Genomic DNA, 16,781 nt, shown 5'->3' with positions numbered 1-16,781 from the left:
CTTGGCGCTGAGCCCGCAAAGCAACGATGTCTTTATGCGTGAGGTCGATGAAGAGCTCCGCAAGGACCAGGCGTTGCATATCTGGCAGAATTACGGTCGCTGGATCATCGTCGCGGTGATCGCCGCGCTGGTGGCGTTTGGCGGCTTCCTCTACTGGCAGAGCCATAGCGACGGGCAGCGTGCAGCCGAGGGCGACAAATATGCCGCCGCGTTCAAGGCGCTGGGTGAGAATAAGCCACAGCTGGCAGACACGTCGCTGAAGGAACTCGCCGAATCCGACACCACCGGGTTCAGCGTCGGCGCGCGCTTCACCCAGGCAGCCCTGTTGCTGCAGAAGAACGACCTCAAGGGCGCAGCCGCGCTGATGGGCGCGATTGCCGCGGACACCAAGGTGCCGCAGGAGTTTCGTGACCTCGCGCTGATTCGCCAGACCATGATCGAATATGACACGATGAAGCCTGACGCCGTCGTCGCGCGGCTGAGTGGTCTCGCGGTCAAGGACAGCCCCTGGTATGGCAGCGCGGGCGAAATGCTCGCCGGCGCCTATCTGCGGCAGGGCAAGCGCGCCGAGGCAGGCAAGCTGTATGGCGAGATCGCCAAGGACGAGAGCGTTCCGCGTTCGATCCGTCAACGCGCGGTTCAGATGGCCGGCGTACTGGGTGTCGACGCGATCGTCGACGAGGGTGAGGACAAGAAAGCACAATGATCAAGTCGGTTCGTATCCCCGTCGCGCTTGCGGCGCTGGTCGCGTTGAGCGCGTGCGGCATTTTCAAGGGCGGCGGCAACAAGACTCCGGTCCTTGGCCAGCGCGTGCCCATCCTTGCCGGCGAGTCGGGCATCACCGCCGACAAATCGATCGGCGAGGTTCAGGTCGTGCTGCCGATGGCGGCGGTCAATGCTGGCTGGACCCAGCCGGGCGGCAATGCGTCCAAGGCGATGGGGCATCTGGCGCTGGGCCAGGCCCCTGTGCGCGCCTGGTCGGCTAAGATTGCCGGGACCAACGGACGCGTTCGGCTGGCGGCGGCGCCGGTCGTGGCCGACGGCAAGCTGTTCGTCGTCGATACCGATGCGGTCGTCCATGCGTTTAACGCCGACACTGGCGCGAAGCTGTGGTCGCTCGCGACCTCGTCCGACAAGGAAAACCGCAACGCTGCGTTTGGCGGCGGCGTGAGCGTCGAGGGCGGTCGCGTATTCGCGACCAACGGGCTTGGCGATGTCGTCGCGATCGATGCGGCGGCAGGCACCGAAGTGTGGCGCAAGAAGCCGGGCGGCCCGCTGCGCGGCGCACCGACCCTGTTCCTCAACAACGCCTATGTGGTGTCGCAGGACAATCAGCTGTTCGCGCTGGCGCAGGCCGATGGCGCCGTCGTGTGGACCCAGTCGGGCACCCCGGAAACCCAGGGCGTGTTCGGGGTGGCGGCGCCGGCCGCCGCGCAGGGCACGATCGTCGCCGGCTTCTCGTCCGGCGAACTCAACGCCTATCGCTACGAAAATGGCCGCGCGCTGTGGACCGACACGCTGTCACGCTCGACCATCTCGACCTCGGTCTCCAGCCTGGTCGATATCGATGCCGAGCCGGTGATCGATCAAGGTCGCGTTTACGCCGTCGGCCAGGGCGAGCGCATGGCGTCGTTCGAGCTGGCGTCGGGCAACCGCGTTTGGGAACAGAATTTCGCGGGCATCTCGACCCCCTGGATCGCGGGCGAGTGGATTTTCGTGATGACCGACGATGCGCGCCTGGTCTGCATCGCGCGCGGCAGCGGCAAAGTCCGCTGGATCAGCCAGATGCGTGCGTGGCGCGACGAGAAGGACAAGAAGGGTCCGATCACCTGGGTCGGGCCCGTGCTGGCCGGCGATCGGCTGTGGCTGGTCAATTCGCGCGGCGAACTTGTGTCCGCTTCTCCGTCCGATGGCAGCGTTGGTTCGACAATCGAAGTGGGCAACAAGATCAGCCTGACCCCGATCGTCGCGAACAACATGCTCTATGTCCTCAGCGACAAGGGTGAGATCACCGCCTATCGCTGAGGCGCTAGGGTCTGCACTCAGTCAGAACGGGGATCGAGATTGCCCAGGCAAGGCCGCCGGCAAGGAGCGCAGCGCCGTCGCGTAGCTGAAGCTACGCGCAAGCAAGCGACGCCGTCCGGCGGCCTTGCCTGAGCAACCGCGCAGCGGCGGGCGTCTTTTGGCGCATGGCTTCGTCGCTTGTCGGTCACGATGCTTCGGCATCGCTCCCTCCTCGCTCCTCGCCCTGCGCCAAAATCCGCTCCGTCTCGACCCCGCTCTGATTGAGTACAGACCCTAGTTGCGGTAGGGGGCGCGGATGCGTCTTCCTACCGTAGCGATCATCGGTCGACCTAATGTCGGCAAATCGACCCTGTTCAACCGGCTGGTCGGCAAGCGCCTTGCGCTTGTCGACGATCAGCCCGGCGTCACCCGCGACCGGCGGGAGGGCGACGGCGACCTGCTCGGTTGTCCGTTCCGCATCATCGACACCGCTGGGTTCGAGGATGAGGATCCCGCGAGCCTGCCGGGCCGCATGCGCGCCCAGACCGAGGCGGCGGTGCGCGAGGCCGATGTCGCGCTGTTCATGATCGACGCGCGGGCGGGCATCACCCCGCTCGACGAAGAGGTGGCGCGCTGGCTGCGCAGCTCCGGCACGCCGATCGTGCTGCTCGCCAATAAGGCGGAGGGGCGCGCGGCCGAACCCGGTATCCATGAAGCGATGGCGCTGGGTCTGGGCGATCCGGTGCCGTTCTCCGCCGAACATGGCGAGGGCATCGCCGACCTGTTCGAAGCGCTGCAGCCCTTTATCGACCGCGAAGAGGACGAGGTCGCGGAAGACGACGATGAGTCCCCCGACGCCCCGCTGAAGCTGGCGGTCGTCGGTCGCCCCAATGCGGGCAAATCCACTCTGATCAACAAGATCCTTGGGCAGGACCGGCTGATCACCGGGCCAGAGGCCGGGATCACCCGCGATTCGATCGCGATCGAATGGCTGTGGACCGATGAGGACGGTAATGAGCGTCCGGTGCGGCTGATCGACACCGCGGGCATGCGCAAGCGCGCCAAGGTGCAGGAAAAGCTGGAAAAGCTGTCGGTGTCCGACGCGTTGCGCGCGGTCGATTTCGCCGAAGTCGTCGTGCTGCTGCTCGATGCGACCAAGGGGCTGGAGGTGCAGGACCTCAAGATCGCCGACAAGGTGCTGCAAGAGGGCCGCGCGCTCGTCATCGCGCTCAACAAATGGGACGTGGCCGAGAACCAGTCGAGCCTGTTCAACGGCGTGAAGGGCGCGCTCGACGAGGGGCTGGCGCAGGTCAAGGGCGTGCCGCTGCTCACCGTGTCCGGCGCGACCGGCAAGGGGCTCGATACGCTGATCAAAGTCGCGTTCGAAACGCGGGAGGCATGGTCGCGGCGCATCACCACCGGCCAGCTCAACCGTTGGTTCGAGCGCGCGATCGAGGCCAATCCGCCGCCCGCCCCAGGTGGAAAGCGGATCAAGCCACGCTACGTCACCCAGGCCAAGACGCGACCGCCCAGCTTCATCCTGTTCGGCACGCGCGTCGACCTGCTGCCCAAAAGCTATGAGCGTTATCTGGTCAACAGCATGCGCAAGGAGTTTGATTTTGGCGCGGTGCCGGTGCGGCTGACGATGCGCCCGTCGAAAAACCCGTTCGACCGCGACTAACCCTGGTTTCAGCGGGATTGTAACGGCCACGTCACGGGCCCGTTTCCCATAGGAAAACGGTTTCCTGTCAACCTGACGTTTACCGGCTTACCCATATCTGTGATCCGGGCAGATTGAGTGGGCTGGAGGTTGATGTGTCGACGCTCGATGGAAACCGATTGGTGGACTGGGCGACGTTCGCGCACGCCCGGGCACAGCTTGGTGCCAATTTCGTCCGCATCCTTGGCTATTTCCAGGAGGACGGCGTCAAATCGGTGGCGCGGATCGAAGACGCGATGCGGTCAGGCAATGCCGCCGCGATGGTCTTGCCCGCGCACACGCTGAAGGGTGAATCGCGCCAGTTCGGCGCCGAGCCGCTGGCGGAATGCGCCGCCGCGATCGAGGAGATCGCCCGTCAATGCGTAGAAAGCCGCGACGAGCCGAGTGAAGCGCTCAAGCTGGTGGTTGAGCTGCGCCCGCTGTTTCAGGCGACGTTGGCGCTGCTGGAGCGGGAGGCGAACCCGCTGGTCGAGCGGCGCCCGATGTTCGGACGCCGCCCGGCGGCCTGATTGGTGTCAGCTGCACTGACCGGCACCGGCCCGCTCCCCACCCGGCCACCCATAGGATGCTGGCGTAGGGTGGCCGGGTGGGGGAGCAGGCCGGTGCGACCCCTTACTCCGCTTCTTCAGCCTTGGCGTTGAGCTGGATGTAGTTCTGAATGCCCATCCGCTCGATCATCTCGAACTGGGTTTCGAGCGTATCGACATGCTCTTCCTCGCTGTCGAGGATGCGCTGGAACAGGTCGCGGCTGCCATAATCGCGGACCTTCTCGCAATGCTCGATCGCGTCCTTGAGCAGCGCGACGGCTTCATATTCGAGCTCAAGATCGGCCTTGAGCGCCTCTTCGACCGTTTCACCAATGCGCAGCCGGCCGAGCAGCTGGAAATTGGGCAGACCGTCGAGGAACAGGATGCGCTCGGCGAGCATGTCGGCATGCTTCATCTCGTCGATCGACTCGTGACGCTCAAACTCGGCGAGCTTCTTGACGCCCCAATGGTCGAACAGGCGATAGTGGAGCCAATATTGGTTGATCGCGGTCAGCTCGCCCTTGAGCACCTCGTTCAGATAATCGATGACCTTGGGGTCGCCCTTCATGTCGCACCTTTCGCGTTCGGTTTGCGCGGGCGACTATAGCGCGGGCAGGGCGCGTCAGACAGTCAAAAAATGGCGGTTTTCTGCGGGTTAGGGAAGCTGCGAACGCTACGCAGCAGCGCGTTCGGCGTCGATAATGGCTCGCGCAAACGGGACGCACTGGCCGCATTTCGGCTGACGACCGAGCGCACGATAGGCCTGACAGGCGCTGATCGCTCCGTCACGCGCCGCGGCGCGGACATCTTTTTCCCGAATGGCATTGCAAACGCAGACGACCATGGAACCCTCTCAATCGCCTAGCCAAGCTAAGGCGAGTGAGAGTGATTCGCAACACTTATTGCGTGACGTTCGCAAATCAGCGCGTCAGGGCTCCGCCCGCCATTGTCTGGAGCCGCCCACGCGCCAGGCTGCGCCATAGCCATTCGAGCGGGCCATAGGCGCATCGCTCGAGCCATGGCTTGGACCAAAGCAGGATCAACGCCCACACCGCGAACACCACCAGATAGACCTCGGCCCGCGACAAGGCACCGTAGAAGCCGAACCCATAGCCGTAAAAGACGGTGGTGCAGATCACACTGGTCATCAGATAGTTGGTGAACGCCATCCGCCCTGCCGCTGCCAGCCGGTCGGTGAGGAAGCCGCCCGGGCGCATCAGCAGCACGATCAGGCTGGCCCAGCCCATGATCATCAGGGGGCGCACTGGCACGGTCGCCGGCAGCACCGCTGCCGTAACCGACAGCAGCGAGAAATCCGATCGCACCATCCATAGCGCAAGCGCCGTGTAGAAGGGGATGCCGATGCCAAAGCCGATCGCCACCCAGCGCCAGTAGCGCTTGCGCTCCCACCCGCCGGTCAGCATCCCGTTGCGCAGCGCCGCCATGCCGAACAGCATGTAGGCGAGCGTTTCCCAACCATATTGGATCAGGCCGACAAGCGGCAACCAGCGGGCGTCCTTGAACCGTTCAACGGCGATCTGCCACCAGCCCCCGCGATGGATCGCGACCTGTTCGGTTAGCCAGTCCGCCGACGGCTGACCAAAGCCACGCTCGAAACCCAAGGCCGCCTCTGCCATGCCCGGCTTGCCCGGCATCGCCTGGATCATTGCGGCCGCCAGCGGAAAGAACGAGGAGACGAGGAACTGCATCACGAGCAGGATGCAGCCGACGATCAGCAGCGTCTTTACTCGCGCGTTGCGGAAGAAGAAGGCGATCATGCCGATCAACGCATAATGGCTGAGGATATCGCCGAACCAGATCGCCCAGAGATGGATCAGGCCAAAGAGGAGCAACCAGATCATCCGCGCATAATGGACCTTGGCCGCGCTCTCACCCTTCGCGGTCGCGCGCTCGATCACCAGCAGCGTCGACGCACCGAACAGGAAGGAAAACAGGCCGCGCATCTTGCCATCGAACAGTACGAAATTGCCGAACCACACGTCCAGGTCGATACCCTCCGCACCGCCATAGGCCGCAGGATTGAAATAGGCCGCCATCGGCATCGAAAAGCCGATGATGTTGAGCAGTAGGATGCCGAGCACCGCGACCCCGCGAACGGTGTCGAGCGTCAGATGGCGGTCACCCGCCATGGTCGTCGCCATGTTTTCGTCTCCCCCGTGTTACCGAAGGAATACACCTGTCTGTCCGCCTGCGCTAGCCCCCGTCACAGCCAGCTGGAGATCGCCTCAAGCGGCTTCCGGTTCAGTGCGTGGAGCGGAATCGTCGCGTCGGGGGCGGGATGGCCAATGGCAACGATCATCACTGGCTTTTCGGTGTCGGGACGCGCGCAGACGGTGTTGAGGAACTTCATCGGATTGGGCGTGTGCGTAAGCGTCGCCAGCGCGGCTGCGTGGAGCGCGCTCAGCAGCAGGCCGGTGGCGATGCCGACGCTTTCGGTGACATAGTAATTCTGGAAGTCATCGCCCGGCTTCAGCCCGCCGCGCCGCTGGCCAAAGATGACGATCAGCCAGGGCGCAATTTCCAGATAGGGTTTGTCCGCATCGGTACCGAGCGGGGCAAGCGCGCGCAGCCATTCCGCGCCCGCCTTGCCGGCGTAGAATTCGCGCTCCTCCGCCTCGGCGCCCGACCGGATCGCCGCTTTGGCTGCCGCGCTTTCAACCACGGCGAAATGCCATGGCTGGTGGTTGGCACCACTGGGCGCGGTGCCGGCGGCGCGGATCGCCCATTCGATCGCTGCGCGCGGGACCGGGGTGGCGGCAAAGGCGCGACATGAGCGGCGGGTGGCCATGGCATCATGGAAGGCGCGCGCGGCGGCGATGCGCTGCGCATCGTCCATATCGGGATAGGGGCGCCACGCGACCGCGGGCACATCAGCCATTTGCGCGCAATTCCTTGCGGATCATCAGTTTCAGCCCCGACCAGATGGCGTCCACGGCGCACACCTTTACATCGACCAGCCCGACGGGGAGGGCGATCTCGCGGATCGTGTCTTCGGTGATGTCGGTATCGAGCTTCGCGGCTTTCTTGGGCCAGGATACCCAGATGAACCCGCTGGGTGCGATCAACTGACGCAAAGCGGCGACTTCGCGCGCGAGCGTTGCGCGCTTGGTGACGAAGATATGCGCGGCGTCGATCCCGGTGCAGGGCGCGGCGAGCAGTTCGAGGCCAAGGTCATCGATCTGCGCCTCCGCGCGCACGCTGTCGGGCATGTCAGCGATGAACAGCCGCATACCGGGCTTGAAGCCAAGCTTTTCGGCGAGCGGGGTGGTCGAATAGCCGGCGGTCATCGGTCCCTCCTGCGGGTCGGAACGTCGCGTGGTCCGCATAAATGGGCGCGGGCGACGAGTCGTGCGGGAAGGTGACAGATTCGTGGCGTTGAGGGAATGCGGGGCTGGCGGGCCATGAGACCGTCCCCGGGGCAAGCCCAGGGCGACGGTCAAGTTGGTGGTGGGCGTCAGGCCCCCATCAGTGCCGGGAAAAAGCCCTCATGCGCGGTGCGCAGGTCTGCGATCGTCACGCACCAGTCGCCTTCGTCGAGTTCGAAGATGATCCGGTCGCGGATCGTGCGGCCCATCGGGTCGGCGGGGACATCGGCCTCAGCTGCGGCGGTGAGGAATTCGGTCAGCGCTTCGTCCGGTACGGTGACGATGTACAGGCCCTGATCCTCGCCAAAAAAGCTGCCGGCGATGCCAAAGGGCTGCGCCTGATCGACATGTGCGCCGATGCCGCTGGCAAGCGCCATTTCCGCTAGCGTCACGGCAACGCCGCCGTCGGACACGTCATGCACGGCGTTGACGAGACCGCGGCCGATCATGTCGCGGACGAAGTCGCCGGTGCGCTTTTCAGCCTTCAGATCCACCGGCGGGGGCGGGCCTTCTTCGCGGCCGTGGATTTCGCGCAGCCAGATCGACTGGCCGAGATGGCCCATGCGCTCACCAACCGCGATGATTGCGTCGCCGGTTTCCTTGAAGGCGATCGTCATCGACTTGGACCAGTCGGCGAGAATGCCGACGCCGCCGATTGCCGGGGTGGGAAGGATGGCGGAGCCGCCGCCGGTCGCCTTGGATTCATTGTAGAGCGAGACGTTGCCCGACACGATCGGGAAGTCGAGCGCGCGGCAGGCGTCGCCCATCCCCTCGAGGCAGCCGACGATCTGGCCCATGATCTCGGGCCGCTGCGGGTTGGCGAAGTTGAGGCAGTTGGTGACCGCGAGCGGGGTCGCGCCAACGCTGGTCAGGTTGCGCCATGCTTCGGCAATCGCCTGCTTCCCGCCCTCGAACGGGTCGGCGAAGCAATAGCGCGGGGTGCAGTCTGTGGTCATCGCCAGCGCCTTGTCGGTGCCATGCACGCGGACCACCGCAGCGTCGCCGCCGGGGCGCTGGACGGTGTCGGCACCGACCATGTGGTCATACTGCTCCCAGATCCAGCGGCGCGAGGCGATGTCGGGCGAACCCATCAGCTTGATCAGGTCAGCGGCGATGTCGGTCGATTCCGGTTCGTCCGACAGGTCAGCGGGCTTGGGCGTCGCGACGTGCGGGCGGTCATAGAGCGGCGCTTCGTCGGCGAGCGGGGCGAGCGGGATGTCGGCGACGACATCGCCCTTCCACTTCAGCACCATGCGGCCGGTATCGGTGACGGTACCGATGACCGCGAAGTCGAGTTCCCATTTCCGGAAGATCGCCTCGGCGAAATCCTCGCGGCCGGGCTTGAGCACCATGAGCATCCGCTCCTGGCTCTCCGACAGCATCATTTCATACGGCGTCATGCCGGTTTCGCGCTGGGGGACATTGTCCATCACCAGTTCGATGCCAACGCCGCCCTTCGACGCCATCTCGACGCTGGACGAGGTGAGGCCCGCCGCGCCCATATCCTGGATCGCGACGATCGCGTCCGACGCCATCAGCTCAAGGCACGCCTCGATCAGCAGCTTTTCGGTGAAGGGGTCGCCGACCTGCACGGTGGGGCGCTTCTCGTCGCTATGCTCGTCGAAATCAGCACTCGCCATGGTCGCGCCATGGATGCCGTCGCGGCCGGTTTTGGAGCCGACATAGACGACCGGATTGCCGATGCCGGCGGCGGCGCTGTAGAAAATCTTGTCGGTCGCGGCGACGCCCACGGTCATCGCATTGACCAGAATGTTGCCGTCATAGGCCTTGTGGAAATTGACTTCGCCGCCGACCGTGGGGACGCCGACGCAATTGCCATAGCCGCCGATGCCATGCACCACGCCGGAGATGAGGTGCTTCATCTTCGGATGATCGGGGCGGCCGAAGCGCAGCGCGTTCATGTTGGCGATCGGACGCGCGCCCATGGTGAACACGTCGCGCAAAATGCCGCCGACACCGGTCGCCGCGCCCTGATAGGGTTCGATGTAGCTCGGGTGGTTGTGGCTCTCCATCTTGAAGATCGCCGCTTGCCCGTCACCAATGTCGATCACGCCGGCATTCTCGCCGGGGCCGCAGATCACCCAGGGGGCGGTCGTCGGCAGCTTCTTCAGATGGATGCGGCTCGACTTGTAGCTGCAATGCTCCGACCACATCACCGAAAAGATGCCGAGTTCGGTCAGGTTCGGCTCACGCCCCATCGCGTGCAGGACGCGATCATATTCCTCGGGCGACAGGCCGTGTTCGGCGACGATTTCGGGCGTGATCTGAGTCATGGTCGCGCGCATAGCGGGACGTGCGCGGTTCGTCATCCCCTTAGGGCAAGCGATCGTTCAGGGCATTGCTGGGTGGTTCCGAACGGAAACAGTTGATAGGCTAGTCGGGACACTGGAGGGCGGAGCACGGTGAACCTGCTGGAGCGTTGCTATCTGAGCCGATTCAGGCCCGTCGACGATGGTTACCTCTTCGAGCAATGGGGCTGTGACGTTCATTTCAGCGAAGCGGAAGTGGCGGAACTGCGCGCCGAATGGCGGCGCCTCTGGGTGAGTCCGTGGCTCTGGGGTGGCTGGCTGACCCTTGGCGTGGCCGTTCCGATCCAGCTCTACTTGCGAGGCCATGTCGCAGGGGCGATCGCCCTGGCAGGTGTGCTTGGCCTGATGCTGGTCGTGACGCTCGCGCACACCCATTTCCGCGTTAACGACCGCGCGCAGCAGCGGGTGTCGATTGCCGAGATGCAAAAGAAACAAAAGAGGAAACTCACGGCTCTCGAATCCGTGCCGTTTCTCGTGCTGGCGTCGGTGATGTTTTGGCAATCGAAGGACTGGTGGGCGGTCGGCTGGCTGGTGGTCGCCATTCTCCACGCGTCTTTCATTCTGGTTTCGCTATGGCGCTGGTGGCGCGCGCGTTCAGCGCCGATACCCTAGTTTCCGCAGCAATCCACCATTCGTCATCGCCTCGAACGGTGATTCGTCGCCCGCATCGAGGATCTGGTTCTCCGCCAGCCATTCTTCTACCGAGCCGAGATCGGGCACTTCATACGGGCGCAGGGTTCGACCTGATCGACGCAGGGCATCCACCGCAGCGATCAGTGCGCCTTTGTCGGCAATTGCCGTCGCCACGGTGATCGAATCGGTGCCAAGATGTTCGGCCAGCAGACCGTCGCGGATCGCGGCGATACGGGCCGCTTCGTCCGCCGATCCCGCCGACAGCGCAACATCGCATTCGGTATCGAGCCCGAGCGAGCGGTTGTTGAAGTTGGACGACCCGATGCGCAGGAACCGGTCGTCGATCACCAGCACCTTGGCATGGACATAGATCGGGTCGCCGGCGGCGGTATAGGGGTGGTAGAGGCGCAGCCGGTCATGCGGATCGCGTTGCTTCAGCGCCTGGAACAGCCGCGCGCGCGCCGTGTCCATCGCCGTCTGCTCCAGCCAGCCATCGGCGTGGCGGGGATTGACGATCACAAATTCCGGGCCGTCCGGTTCGGCCAGCCGCTTGGCGATCGCCTCGGCAATGGCGCGCGACGCGAAATACTGGCTCTCGGCATAGACGAAGCGGCGTGCGGTTGCGATCAGGTCGAGATAGAGGCGCTCGATTTCCTGCACCGGCGGTTCGTCATTCAACTCGGGCTGGGTCCGTGCAACCGCGACGCGAATATCGGTGAAGTCCGGCGCGAGGCCCTCCGGCCAGCACTCCTGATCCACGGCAGGGCGCTCGATCCGATGGCCGCCGGCGCGGTGCCAGCGCTCGCGGCACAGATCGCCCAGCATCGCTGCGGCAGGGCCCTGGATCGCCGTCGTCGCATCATGCCACGGCATATAGGCCTCACCGCCCGGGTTGATCCGCCCCGGGTCACCATCGGCATGGCCGCGCGTGTCCCATCGACCCAGGGTCATGTCGATGCCGCCGCAAAAAGCCAGGCAATCGTCGATCACCACGATCTTCTGGTGATGCGACGCACCGGGCGGATGGGTCGAATCGAGCTTCAGGTGGATGCGCTTCGCCAGCTTCCATTCGACCAGCGTCTGGAGCGTGCGCCCCCGCAGCAGCGCGGTCAGCGCCCCGATGTCCCAGCGCAGGATATGCACTTCAAGCTCCGGATTGCGCTGCGTGATCCAGCTGATGAACGCCCCCACTTCGCGTGGCGCCTCGGGGTGGTCGGGGGGGTCGTCATGGGTCAGCAGGATGCGCGCATCGAAGTCCCATCCGATCAACAGGATCTGTTTCTTCGCGCGGAGCATCGCGTTGCGGGCGATTCGGAAATAATCCTCGGCATCGACGATGACGGACAGCCGTGTGGCGTCGGCCGTGCGCCAGCAGTTGCGGCCGGGCTCAAGGAGCAGCGAGTCTTCAGAACCTGCGGGCATGGCAAAATGATAGCCGTCGGCGCACGAAAGGTCACGCGTTCACTAGACTTTAGCAAAACGATTGGTAACCAGTCGCCATGGATATGATGACGCGCCACATGCTTCCGCTCCAGGCCCGCTGGGAGTGCGATCTCAGCGACGATTCGCTCACATGGACGGACGGAGTGTACGACCTGTTCGGGATCGAACGCGGTACTCCGGTCACGCGCGAAGCCATTGTCGCCATGTATTCCGCCGAATCGCGCGAGGAACTCCGCCAGCTGCGGGCGACCGCGATCGCCGAGTGCGGCAGCTTCACCTTTGAAGCCAAGATTCGCCGCCCGGACGGCCAACTGCGCTGGATCCGGGTGACCGCCGATGTCGAAGCGGAAGATGGTGTCGCGCGCTATCTCTACGGGACCAAGATCGACGTAACCGACGAGATCGTCGCGATGTCGCGTCAGTACGCCTGAGGCCGCTGGTCGCGCCGACCGTGGGGCGCGAGATGGATCAGGGCAGGGCGGGGCTTTACAGGATTTCGCGCACCCGCTCCGGCGGTCGACCCAGCCGCACGCCCTTGTCGGTTTCGACCAGCGGGCGTTCGATCAAAATCGGGTCGGCGGCCATCGCGTCAAGGATCGCGTCATCCGATGCATCCTTGAGCGCCTTGGCCCCGGCCTCGGCCTTGCGCAGCCCGTCACTCGGCGACATTCCGCCCTTGGCATAGAGCCGCGCCAGTTCGTCGCGCTGCGGCGGGGTCTTGAGATATTCGATCACCGTCACGTCGGCGCCGGCGTCCTGAAGGATCGCCAGCGCCTCACGCGACTTGGAGCAGCGCGGGTTGTGGTAGATCGTGGCGTTCATCCGAACCTCCGTTCGTGCTGAGCTTGTCGAAGCACTGCATGCTGATAGCGTGGGAACAGCCCTTCGACAGGCTCAGGGCAAACGGATGTCAGGGCTCGCTGGCGTCCTGTTTCGCCAGCCACTCTTCCAGCCACTTGATCGTATAGTCGCCCTGCTGGAATTCCGGCACGTCGAGCAGCGCCTGGTGCAAGGGGATCGTGGTCTTCATCCCCTGACCTTCGATCACGAACTCTTCGAGCGCGCGGCGCAGGCGGCGGAGCGCGCCCTGGCGCGTCGTGCCGTACACGATCAGCTTGGCGATCATGCTGTCGTAATAAGGCGGGATTTTGTAGCCCGAATAGAGGCCGCTATCGACGCGGACATTCATGCCCCCCGGCGCGTGATATTGCGTCACCTTGCCCGGCGAGGGGGCAAAGGTGCGCGGATCCTCGGCATTGATGCGGCATTCGATCGCATGGCCGCGGAACTGGACATCATCTTGGCGCAGCGTCAGCGGATGGCCCTCGGCGATTCGGATCTGTTCACGGACCAGGTCAAGGCCGGTGATCGCTTCGGTCACCGGGTGCTCCACCTGCAGGCGGGTGTTCATTTCGATGAAGTAGAACTCGCCATTCTCCCACAGGAACTCGATCGTCCCCGCGCCGCGATAGCCCATATCGGCCATCGCCTTGGCGCAGATGTTGCCGATCCGCTCGCGGTCGGCCTGACCGAGCACGGGGGAGGGGGCTTCTTCCAGCACCTTCTGGTGGCGGCGCTGGAGCGAGCAGTCGCGCTCGCCCAGATGGATGGCGTTGCCATTGCCGTCGCCGAACACCTGAATTTCGATGTGGCGCGGATTGCCGAGATATTTTTCGAGATAGACGGTGGCATCGCCGAACGCGGCCTTTGCCTCGCGGCCGGCCTGCTGCATCAGCGTCTCAAGCTCATCCTCGGACGTGCAGACCTTCATGCCGCGTCCGCCGCCGCCCGATGCGGCCTTGATGATGACGGGATAGCCCGCCTTGGCCGCGATCGCCTTTGCCTCTTCAAGGTCACTGATCGCGCCGTCCGATCCGGGGACGAGCGGCAGGCCGAGCGCGCCAGCGGTGCGCTTCGCCTCGATCTTGTCGCCCATGGTGCGGATATGTTCGGGCTTCGGCCCGACGAAGATCAGGTTATGCAGCTCAACGATCTCGGCGAACTTGGCGTTTTCGCTGAGGAAGCCATAGCCGGGGTGGATCGCGTCGGCACCACTGATCTCTGCGGCCGAGATGATGTTCGGGATGTTGAGATAGCTTTCCGCCGCAGCGGGCGGGCCGATGCAGATCGCCTCATCCGCCAGGCGGACATGCATCGCGTCGGAATCGGCGGTGGAGTGCACTGCAACCGTCTTGATGCCCATTTCATGGCATGCGCGATGGATGCGCAATGCGATCTCGCCGCGATTGGCGATCAGGAGCTTTTTGATCTCCGGCACGGGCTTACTCGACGACGACGAGTGGCTGGTCGAACTCGACCGGCTGGCCGTTATCGACCAGGATCGCCTTGACGGTGCCGCCATGCGGCGCGGCGATCGGGTTCATCACCTTCATCGCCTCAACGATCAACAGCGTGTCGCCTGCCTTGACCTGCTGGCCGATGGCGACGAACGGCTTGGCGCCCGGTTCGGCGGAGAGATAGGCGGTGCCGACCATCGGCGACTTGACGGCATTGTCATGCGCCGGGGTGATCGACGCGGGGTCTGACGGCATTGCAGCCGGCACCGGAGCCGGAGCCGCCACCGGAGCTGGCGCAGCATAGGCGACCGGCGCAGCGTTGATCTTGCGCGCGACGCGAACCTTGCGATCGGCGTCCTCGACCTCGATCTCGGTCAGGTTGGTCTCGTCGAGCACCGCCGCCAGCTGGCGCACCAGCTCGATATCCACATGCATGCTCTTTTTGTGATCTTCGCTCATGCGACCTCAAATGATGTTCGGTTCGCGCCGGAACCCGGACCGGCGCGCAGGAAAAGGCGGCTATTAGTCAAGATGACCCGGCTTGCAAACCGCTCGCCGCATCAAAGTCGCGCTGCAGCTTCGAGCGCGAGCAGATAGGACTGCGCGCCAAAGCCCGCGATCGTGCCCTTTGCAGCGCGTCCGACATAGCTCAGATGCCGGAATTCCTCACGGCTGTGCGGGTTTGACAGATGCACCTCGATCACCGGGGTACGAATGCTCTTGATGCAGTCGTGCAGCGCGATGCTGCTATGGGTGAAGGCGCCGGCATTCAGCAGCACCGCCTTCGCCCCGCGCGCCTGCGCCTCATGCATCCAATCGACCAGATGCCCCTCATGATTCGAGTGGCGCAAATCGACCGTCAGGTCGAGATCGCGGGCGCGGTCCTCCAGCATTCCGGCAATGTCGTCGAGCGTGTCGGAGCCATAGATTTCCGGCTCGCGCGTGCCGAGCAGGTTGAGGTTCGGGCCGTTCAGAACATAAATTATTTCGGTCATCGTTACACCTACGAACCTTTGCGCCCCACCTAGCGCCGCAAAGTGATGAGGTCGAGCGCCACTTAGCTGATGCTGGGAGACCCAAACACGACAAAGCTTGCCCATGCAGCCGGGTCGCTCGAATAATTTGCGTGCATCGCCAGTTGCGCATGTTGCATCGCTGCCTCGGGCGTTTGACCCGTCAGAAATACTCGCATGAACTCTGTCATCAGCATTCCGGTGGCCCGGTCATCCACGTTCCAAAGGCTGGAGACGACCACGCCGGCGCCGATCAGATTAAGGACGCGTGTGATGCCATAGGTGCCCCCGTCGAACTGCTTTCCAAGCGCCGACTGGCAGGCACTCAGGATGATCAGATTGGTCCCCATGTTCCAGTTGTTGAGCACCGAGCTGTCTCGCAATTCAGCCCCCCGCAGATGTTGTCCGGCCAGGGCGATGAAGCTTTGGTCCATCGGGTTTGTCGCATCCGCGACGGCATGGGTCGCGAAATAGGCGATGTCAGGGCTAGGATAGCCCAGCAGCTTCGCCCTGACCTGTTTGTGGCTTGCCTGCGCGCCCAACAGGATTTGCTCGTCGGGAAGGCCCATCATCGCGGCGATCGCTTGTGCCTCGGCCGCCGCGCCGGGAAGATCGACCCATTCATAGTCCGGATCGCCGGAAAGGTCGGGATTACCAACCACGAAGGCAGTTTCAACTTGCAGGTCCGCGCGATGGAAAAGCCCCTGCCGGGCGGCGTCGAGGCCGGGCAGTACCACCACTTGCCATCGTTCGGCGAGCAGGCTGTCGCCCAGTGGCAGCGCCGCATATGGCACACGGCCCCCGGCATCCACGGGAAGAACGAGCAGTCGTCCGCGCCGTTCGGCGAGCATAACCCCAACCTCTCCCGGGAAAAAATGGGCCGCAGTCATTTGCAACGCTGCCTGGGGTGACAGGGCGGAGGGGTCCGGCGGGAGTGGCGGAGGGGTGCGGGGTACGCCACGTGGTTTCGGCGCGCGCACGTTTGCACGGGCATCGACCCGAAGCGCTGTGGTTAGTCTGGCGAAATCATATGGATCAGACGTGGTTCCAGTAGCGATGACTCCGTCCGAGTCGATCAACCATGCAAATGAGCTGCTCGAAACGCGGCGCTGGACCAGCAAAAGGGTATCGATCGACTTGGACAAGCGGGCCAGGTTCTCGACAATATCGACGAAAGCTGCTTCGGCTTCGAGCCGACTTATTCCCGGCTTTCGGGAATACTGACCGGTTTCCAGTTTCCCTTTGAAACCCAGATCATAGGATGAAATTGTGGAAATAGCGTCCAGCAAGCCCACGGGAATATCTTTAGTCCTGCGTCCATTTTCGCCCGCGGCGGTTTGCGCCCATGCCTTTCTTGCGAGCAGCCCACACCCGCTCGCCGCCAGAAGCGCTCGCCGCGAAAAACGATCCATCGCGATGCCTTTCCGT

18 protein-coding genes are annotated in these 16,781 nt (G+C 64.1%); 6 read left to right on the top strand and 12 right to left on the bottom strand.

Annotation, left to right across the window (positions count from 1 at the left end; genetic code table 11):
* Window positions 1–34 precede the first annotated feature (34 nt).
* The 4 genes from ACRYLO_RS06285 (at window position 35) to ACRYLO_RS06270 (ending at window position 4,233) form a co-directional block, all read left to right on the top strand.
* Complete coding sequence (locus ACRYLO_RS06285) at window positions 35–706, top strand: tetratricopeptide repeat protein (protein ID WP_482659371.1); 672 nt, start codon at window positions 35–37, stop codon at window positions 704–706.
* Window positions 703–2,025 carry a PQQ-like beta-propeller repeat protein gene (locus ACRYLO_RS06280; protein WP_482659370.1) on the top strand — a complete coding sequence of 441 codons (1,323 nt, stop codon included), beginning with the start codon at window positions 703–705 and terminating at the stop codon, window positions 2,023–2,025. The genes ACRYLO_RS06285 and ACRYLO_RS06280 overlap by 4 nt, the downstream gene beginning before the upstream one ends.
* Window positions 2,026–2,320: 295 nt before the next feature.
* Window positions 2,321–3,685, top strand: coding sequence for a ribosome biogenesis GTPase Der (gene der / locus ACRYLO_RS06275; protein WP_482659369.1), 1,365 nt, complete (start codon window positions 2,321–2,323; stop codon window positions 3,683–3,685).
* Window positions 3,686–3,819: 134 nt separating this feature from the next.
* Entirely contained in the window at window positions 3,820–4,233 is a 414-nt protein-coding gene (locus ACRYLO_RS06270) for an Hpt domain-containing protein (protein WP_482659368.1), read from the top strand.
* Window positions 4,234–4,336: 103 nt separating this feature from the next.
* On the opposite strand, the gene bfr is transcribed toward ACRYLO_RS06270, so the two are convergent.
* The 6 genes from bfr to purL all read right to left on the bottom strand — a co-directional run bounded on the left by bfr (window position 4,337) and on the right by purL (window position 9,931).
* Window positions 4,337–4,819 carry a bacterioferritin gene (bfr, locus tag ACRYLO_RS06265; protein ID WP_294016568.1) on the bottom strand — a complete coding sequence of 161 codons (483 nt, stop codon included), beginning with the start codon at window positions 4,817–4,819 and terminating at the stop codon, window positions 4,337–4,339.
* Between the two features lie 105 nt (window positions 4,820–4,924).
* Entirely contained in the window at window positions 4,925–5,095 is a 171-nt protein-coding gene (locus tag ACRYLO_RS06260; RefSeq protein ID WP_224919999.1) for a (2Fe-2S)-binding protein, read from the bottom strand.
* A 76-nt stretch (window positions 5,096–5,171) separates the two neighbouring features.
* On the bottom strand, window positions 5,172–6,413 hold the full coding sequence (locus tag ACRYLO_RS06255) for a DUF418 domain-containing protein (RefSeq protein WP_482659367.1): 1,242 nt from the start codon (window positions 6,411–6,413) through the stop codon (window positions 5,172–5,174).
* A 62-nt stretch (window positions 6,414–6,475) separates the two neighbouring features.
* Complete coding sequence (locus tag ACRYLO_RS06250; protein ID WP_482659366.1) at window positions 6,476–7,150, bottom strand: nitroreductase family protein; 675 nt, start codon at window positions 7,148–7,150, stop codon at window positions 6,476–6,478.
* Window positions 7,143–7,559 carry a hypothetical protein gene (locus ACRYLO_RS06245; RefSeq protein ID WP_482659365.1) on the bottom strand — a complete coding sequence of 139 codons (417 nt, stop codon included), beginning with the start codon at window positions 7,557–7,559 and terminating at the stop codon, window positions 7,143–7,145. The genes ACRYLO_RS06250 and ACRYLO_RS06245 overlap by 8 nt, the downstream gene beginning before the upstream one ends.
* 167 nt (window positions 7,560–7,726) lie before the next feature.
* Window positions 7,727–9,931 carry a phosphoribosylformylglycinamidine synthase subunit PurL gene (gene purL / locus ACRYLO_RS06240; RefSeq protein ID WP_482661689.1) on the bottom strand — a complete coding sequence of 735 codons (2,205 nt, stop codon included), beginning with the start codon at window positions 9,929–9,931 and terminating at the stop codon, window positions 7,727–7,729.
* 129 nt (window positions 9,932–10,060) lie between these two features.
* Between purL and ACRYLO_RS06235 the strand changes: the two genes are divergently transcribed.
* Window positions 10,061–10,579, top strand: coding sequence for a hypothetical protein (locus ACRYLO_RS06235; protein WP_482659364.1), 519 nt, complete (start codon window positions 10,061–10,063; stop codon window positions 10,577–10,579).
* Here the strand turns inward: ACRYLO_RS06235 and ACRYLO_RS06230 are convergent.
* Window positions 10,562–12,022, bottom strand: coding sequence for a phospholipase D-like domain-containing protein (locus ACRYLO_RS06230; protein ID WP_482659363.1), 1,461 nt, complete (start codon window positions 12,020–12,022; stop codon window positions 10,562–10,564). The two genes, ACRYLO_RS06235 and ACRYLO_RS06230, sit on opposite strands and share 18 nt — an antisense overlap.
* A 77-nt stretch (window positions 12,023–12,099) precedes the next feature.
* Between ACRYLO_RS06230 and ACRYLO_RS06225 the strand changes: the two genes are divergently transcribed.
* A complete protein-coding gene (locus tag ACRYLO_RS06225; protein WP_482659362.1) occupies window positions 12,100–12,474 on the top strand; it encodes a PAS domain-containing protein in 375 nt (124 codons plus the stop codon).
* Between the two features lie 55 nt (window positions 12,475–12,529).
* Here ACRYLO_RS06225 and arsC read toward each other — a convergent pair whose 3' ends face one another.
* The 5 genes from arsC to ACRYLO_RS06200 form a co-directional block, all read right to left on the bottom strand.
* The gene (gene arsC / locus ACRYLO_RS06220) at window positions 12,530–12,865 is read right to left on the bottom strand and encodes an arsenate reductase (glutaredoxin) (RefSeq protein WP_482659361.1); all 336 of its coding nucleotides are present in this window, start codon (window positions 12,863–12,865) and stop codon (window positions 12,530–12,532) included.
* An 88-nt stretch (window positions 12,866–12,953) separates the two neighbouring features.
* Window positions 12,954–14,321, bottom strand: coding sequence for an acetyl-CoA carboxylase biotin carboxylase subunit (gene accC / locus ACRYLO_RS06215; RefSeq protein ID WP_482659360.1), 1,368 nt, complete (start codon window positions 14,319–14,321; stop codon window positions 12,954–12,956).
* Window positions 14,322–14,325: 4 nt separating this feature from the next.
* Entirely contained in the window at window positions 14,326–14,799 is a 474-nt protein-coding gene (gene accB, locus ACRYLO_RS06210) for an acetyl-CoA carboxylase biotin carboxyl carrier protein (protein ID WP_294016588.1), read from the bottom strand.
* Window positions 14,800–14,900: 101 nt separating this feature from the next.
* Window positions 14,901–15,335 carry a type II 3-dehydroquinate dehydratase gene (gene aroQ / locus ACRYLO_RS06205; RefSeq protein WP_482659359.1) on the bottom strand — a complete coding sequence of 145 codons (435 nt, stop codon included), beginning with the start codon at window positions 15,333–15,335 and terminating at the stop codon, window positions 14,901–14,903.
* Window positions 15,336–15,397: 62 nt separating this feature from the next.
* Window positions 15,398–16,765: a CHAT domain-containing protein gene (locus ACRYLO_RS06200; RefSeq protein WP_482659358.1), complete on the bottom strand. Its 1,368-nt coding sequence runs from the start codon at window positions 16,763–16,765 to the stop codon at window positions 15,398–15,400.
* Window positions 16,766–16,781 lie beyond the last annotated feature (16 nt).

This window comes from Sphingomonas sp. SDUR79, from assembly GCF_056821745.1.
Note: the sequence above shows the minus strand (reverse complement) of the source record. Positions and strands in the feature narration are given on the sequence as shown.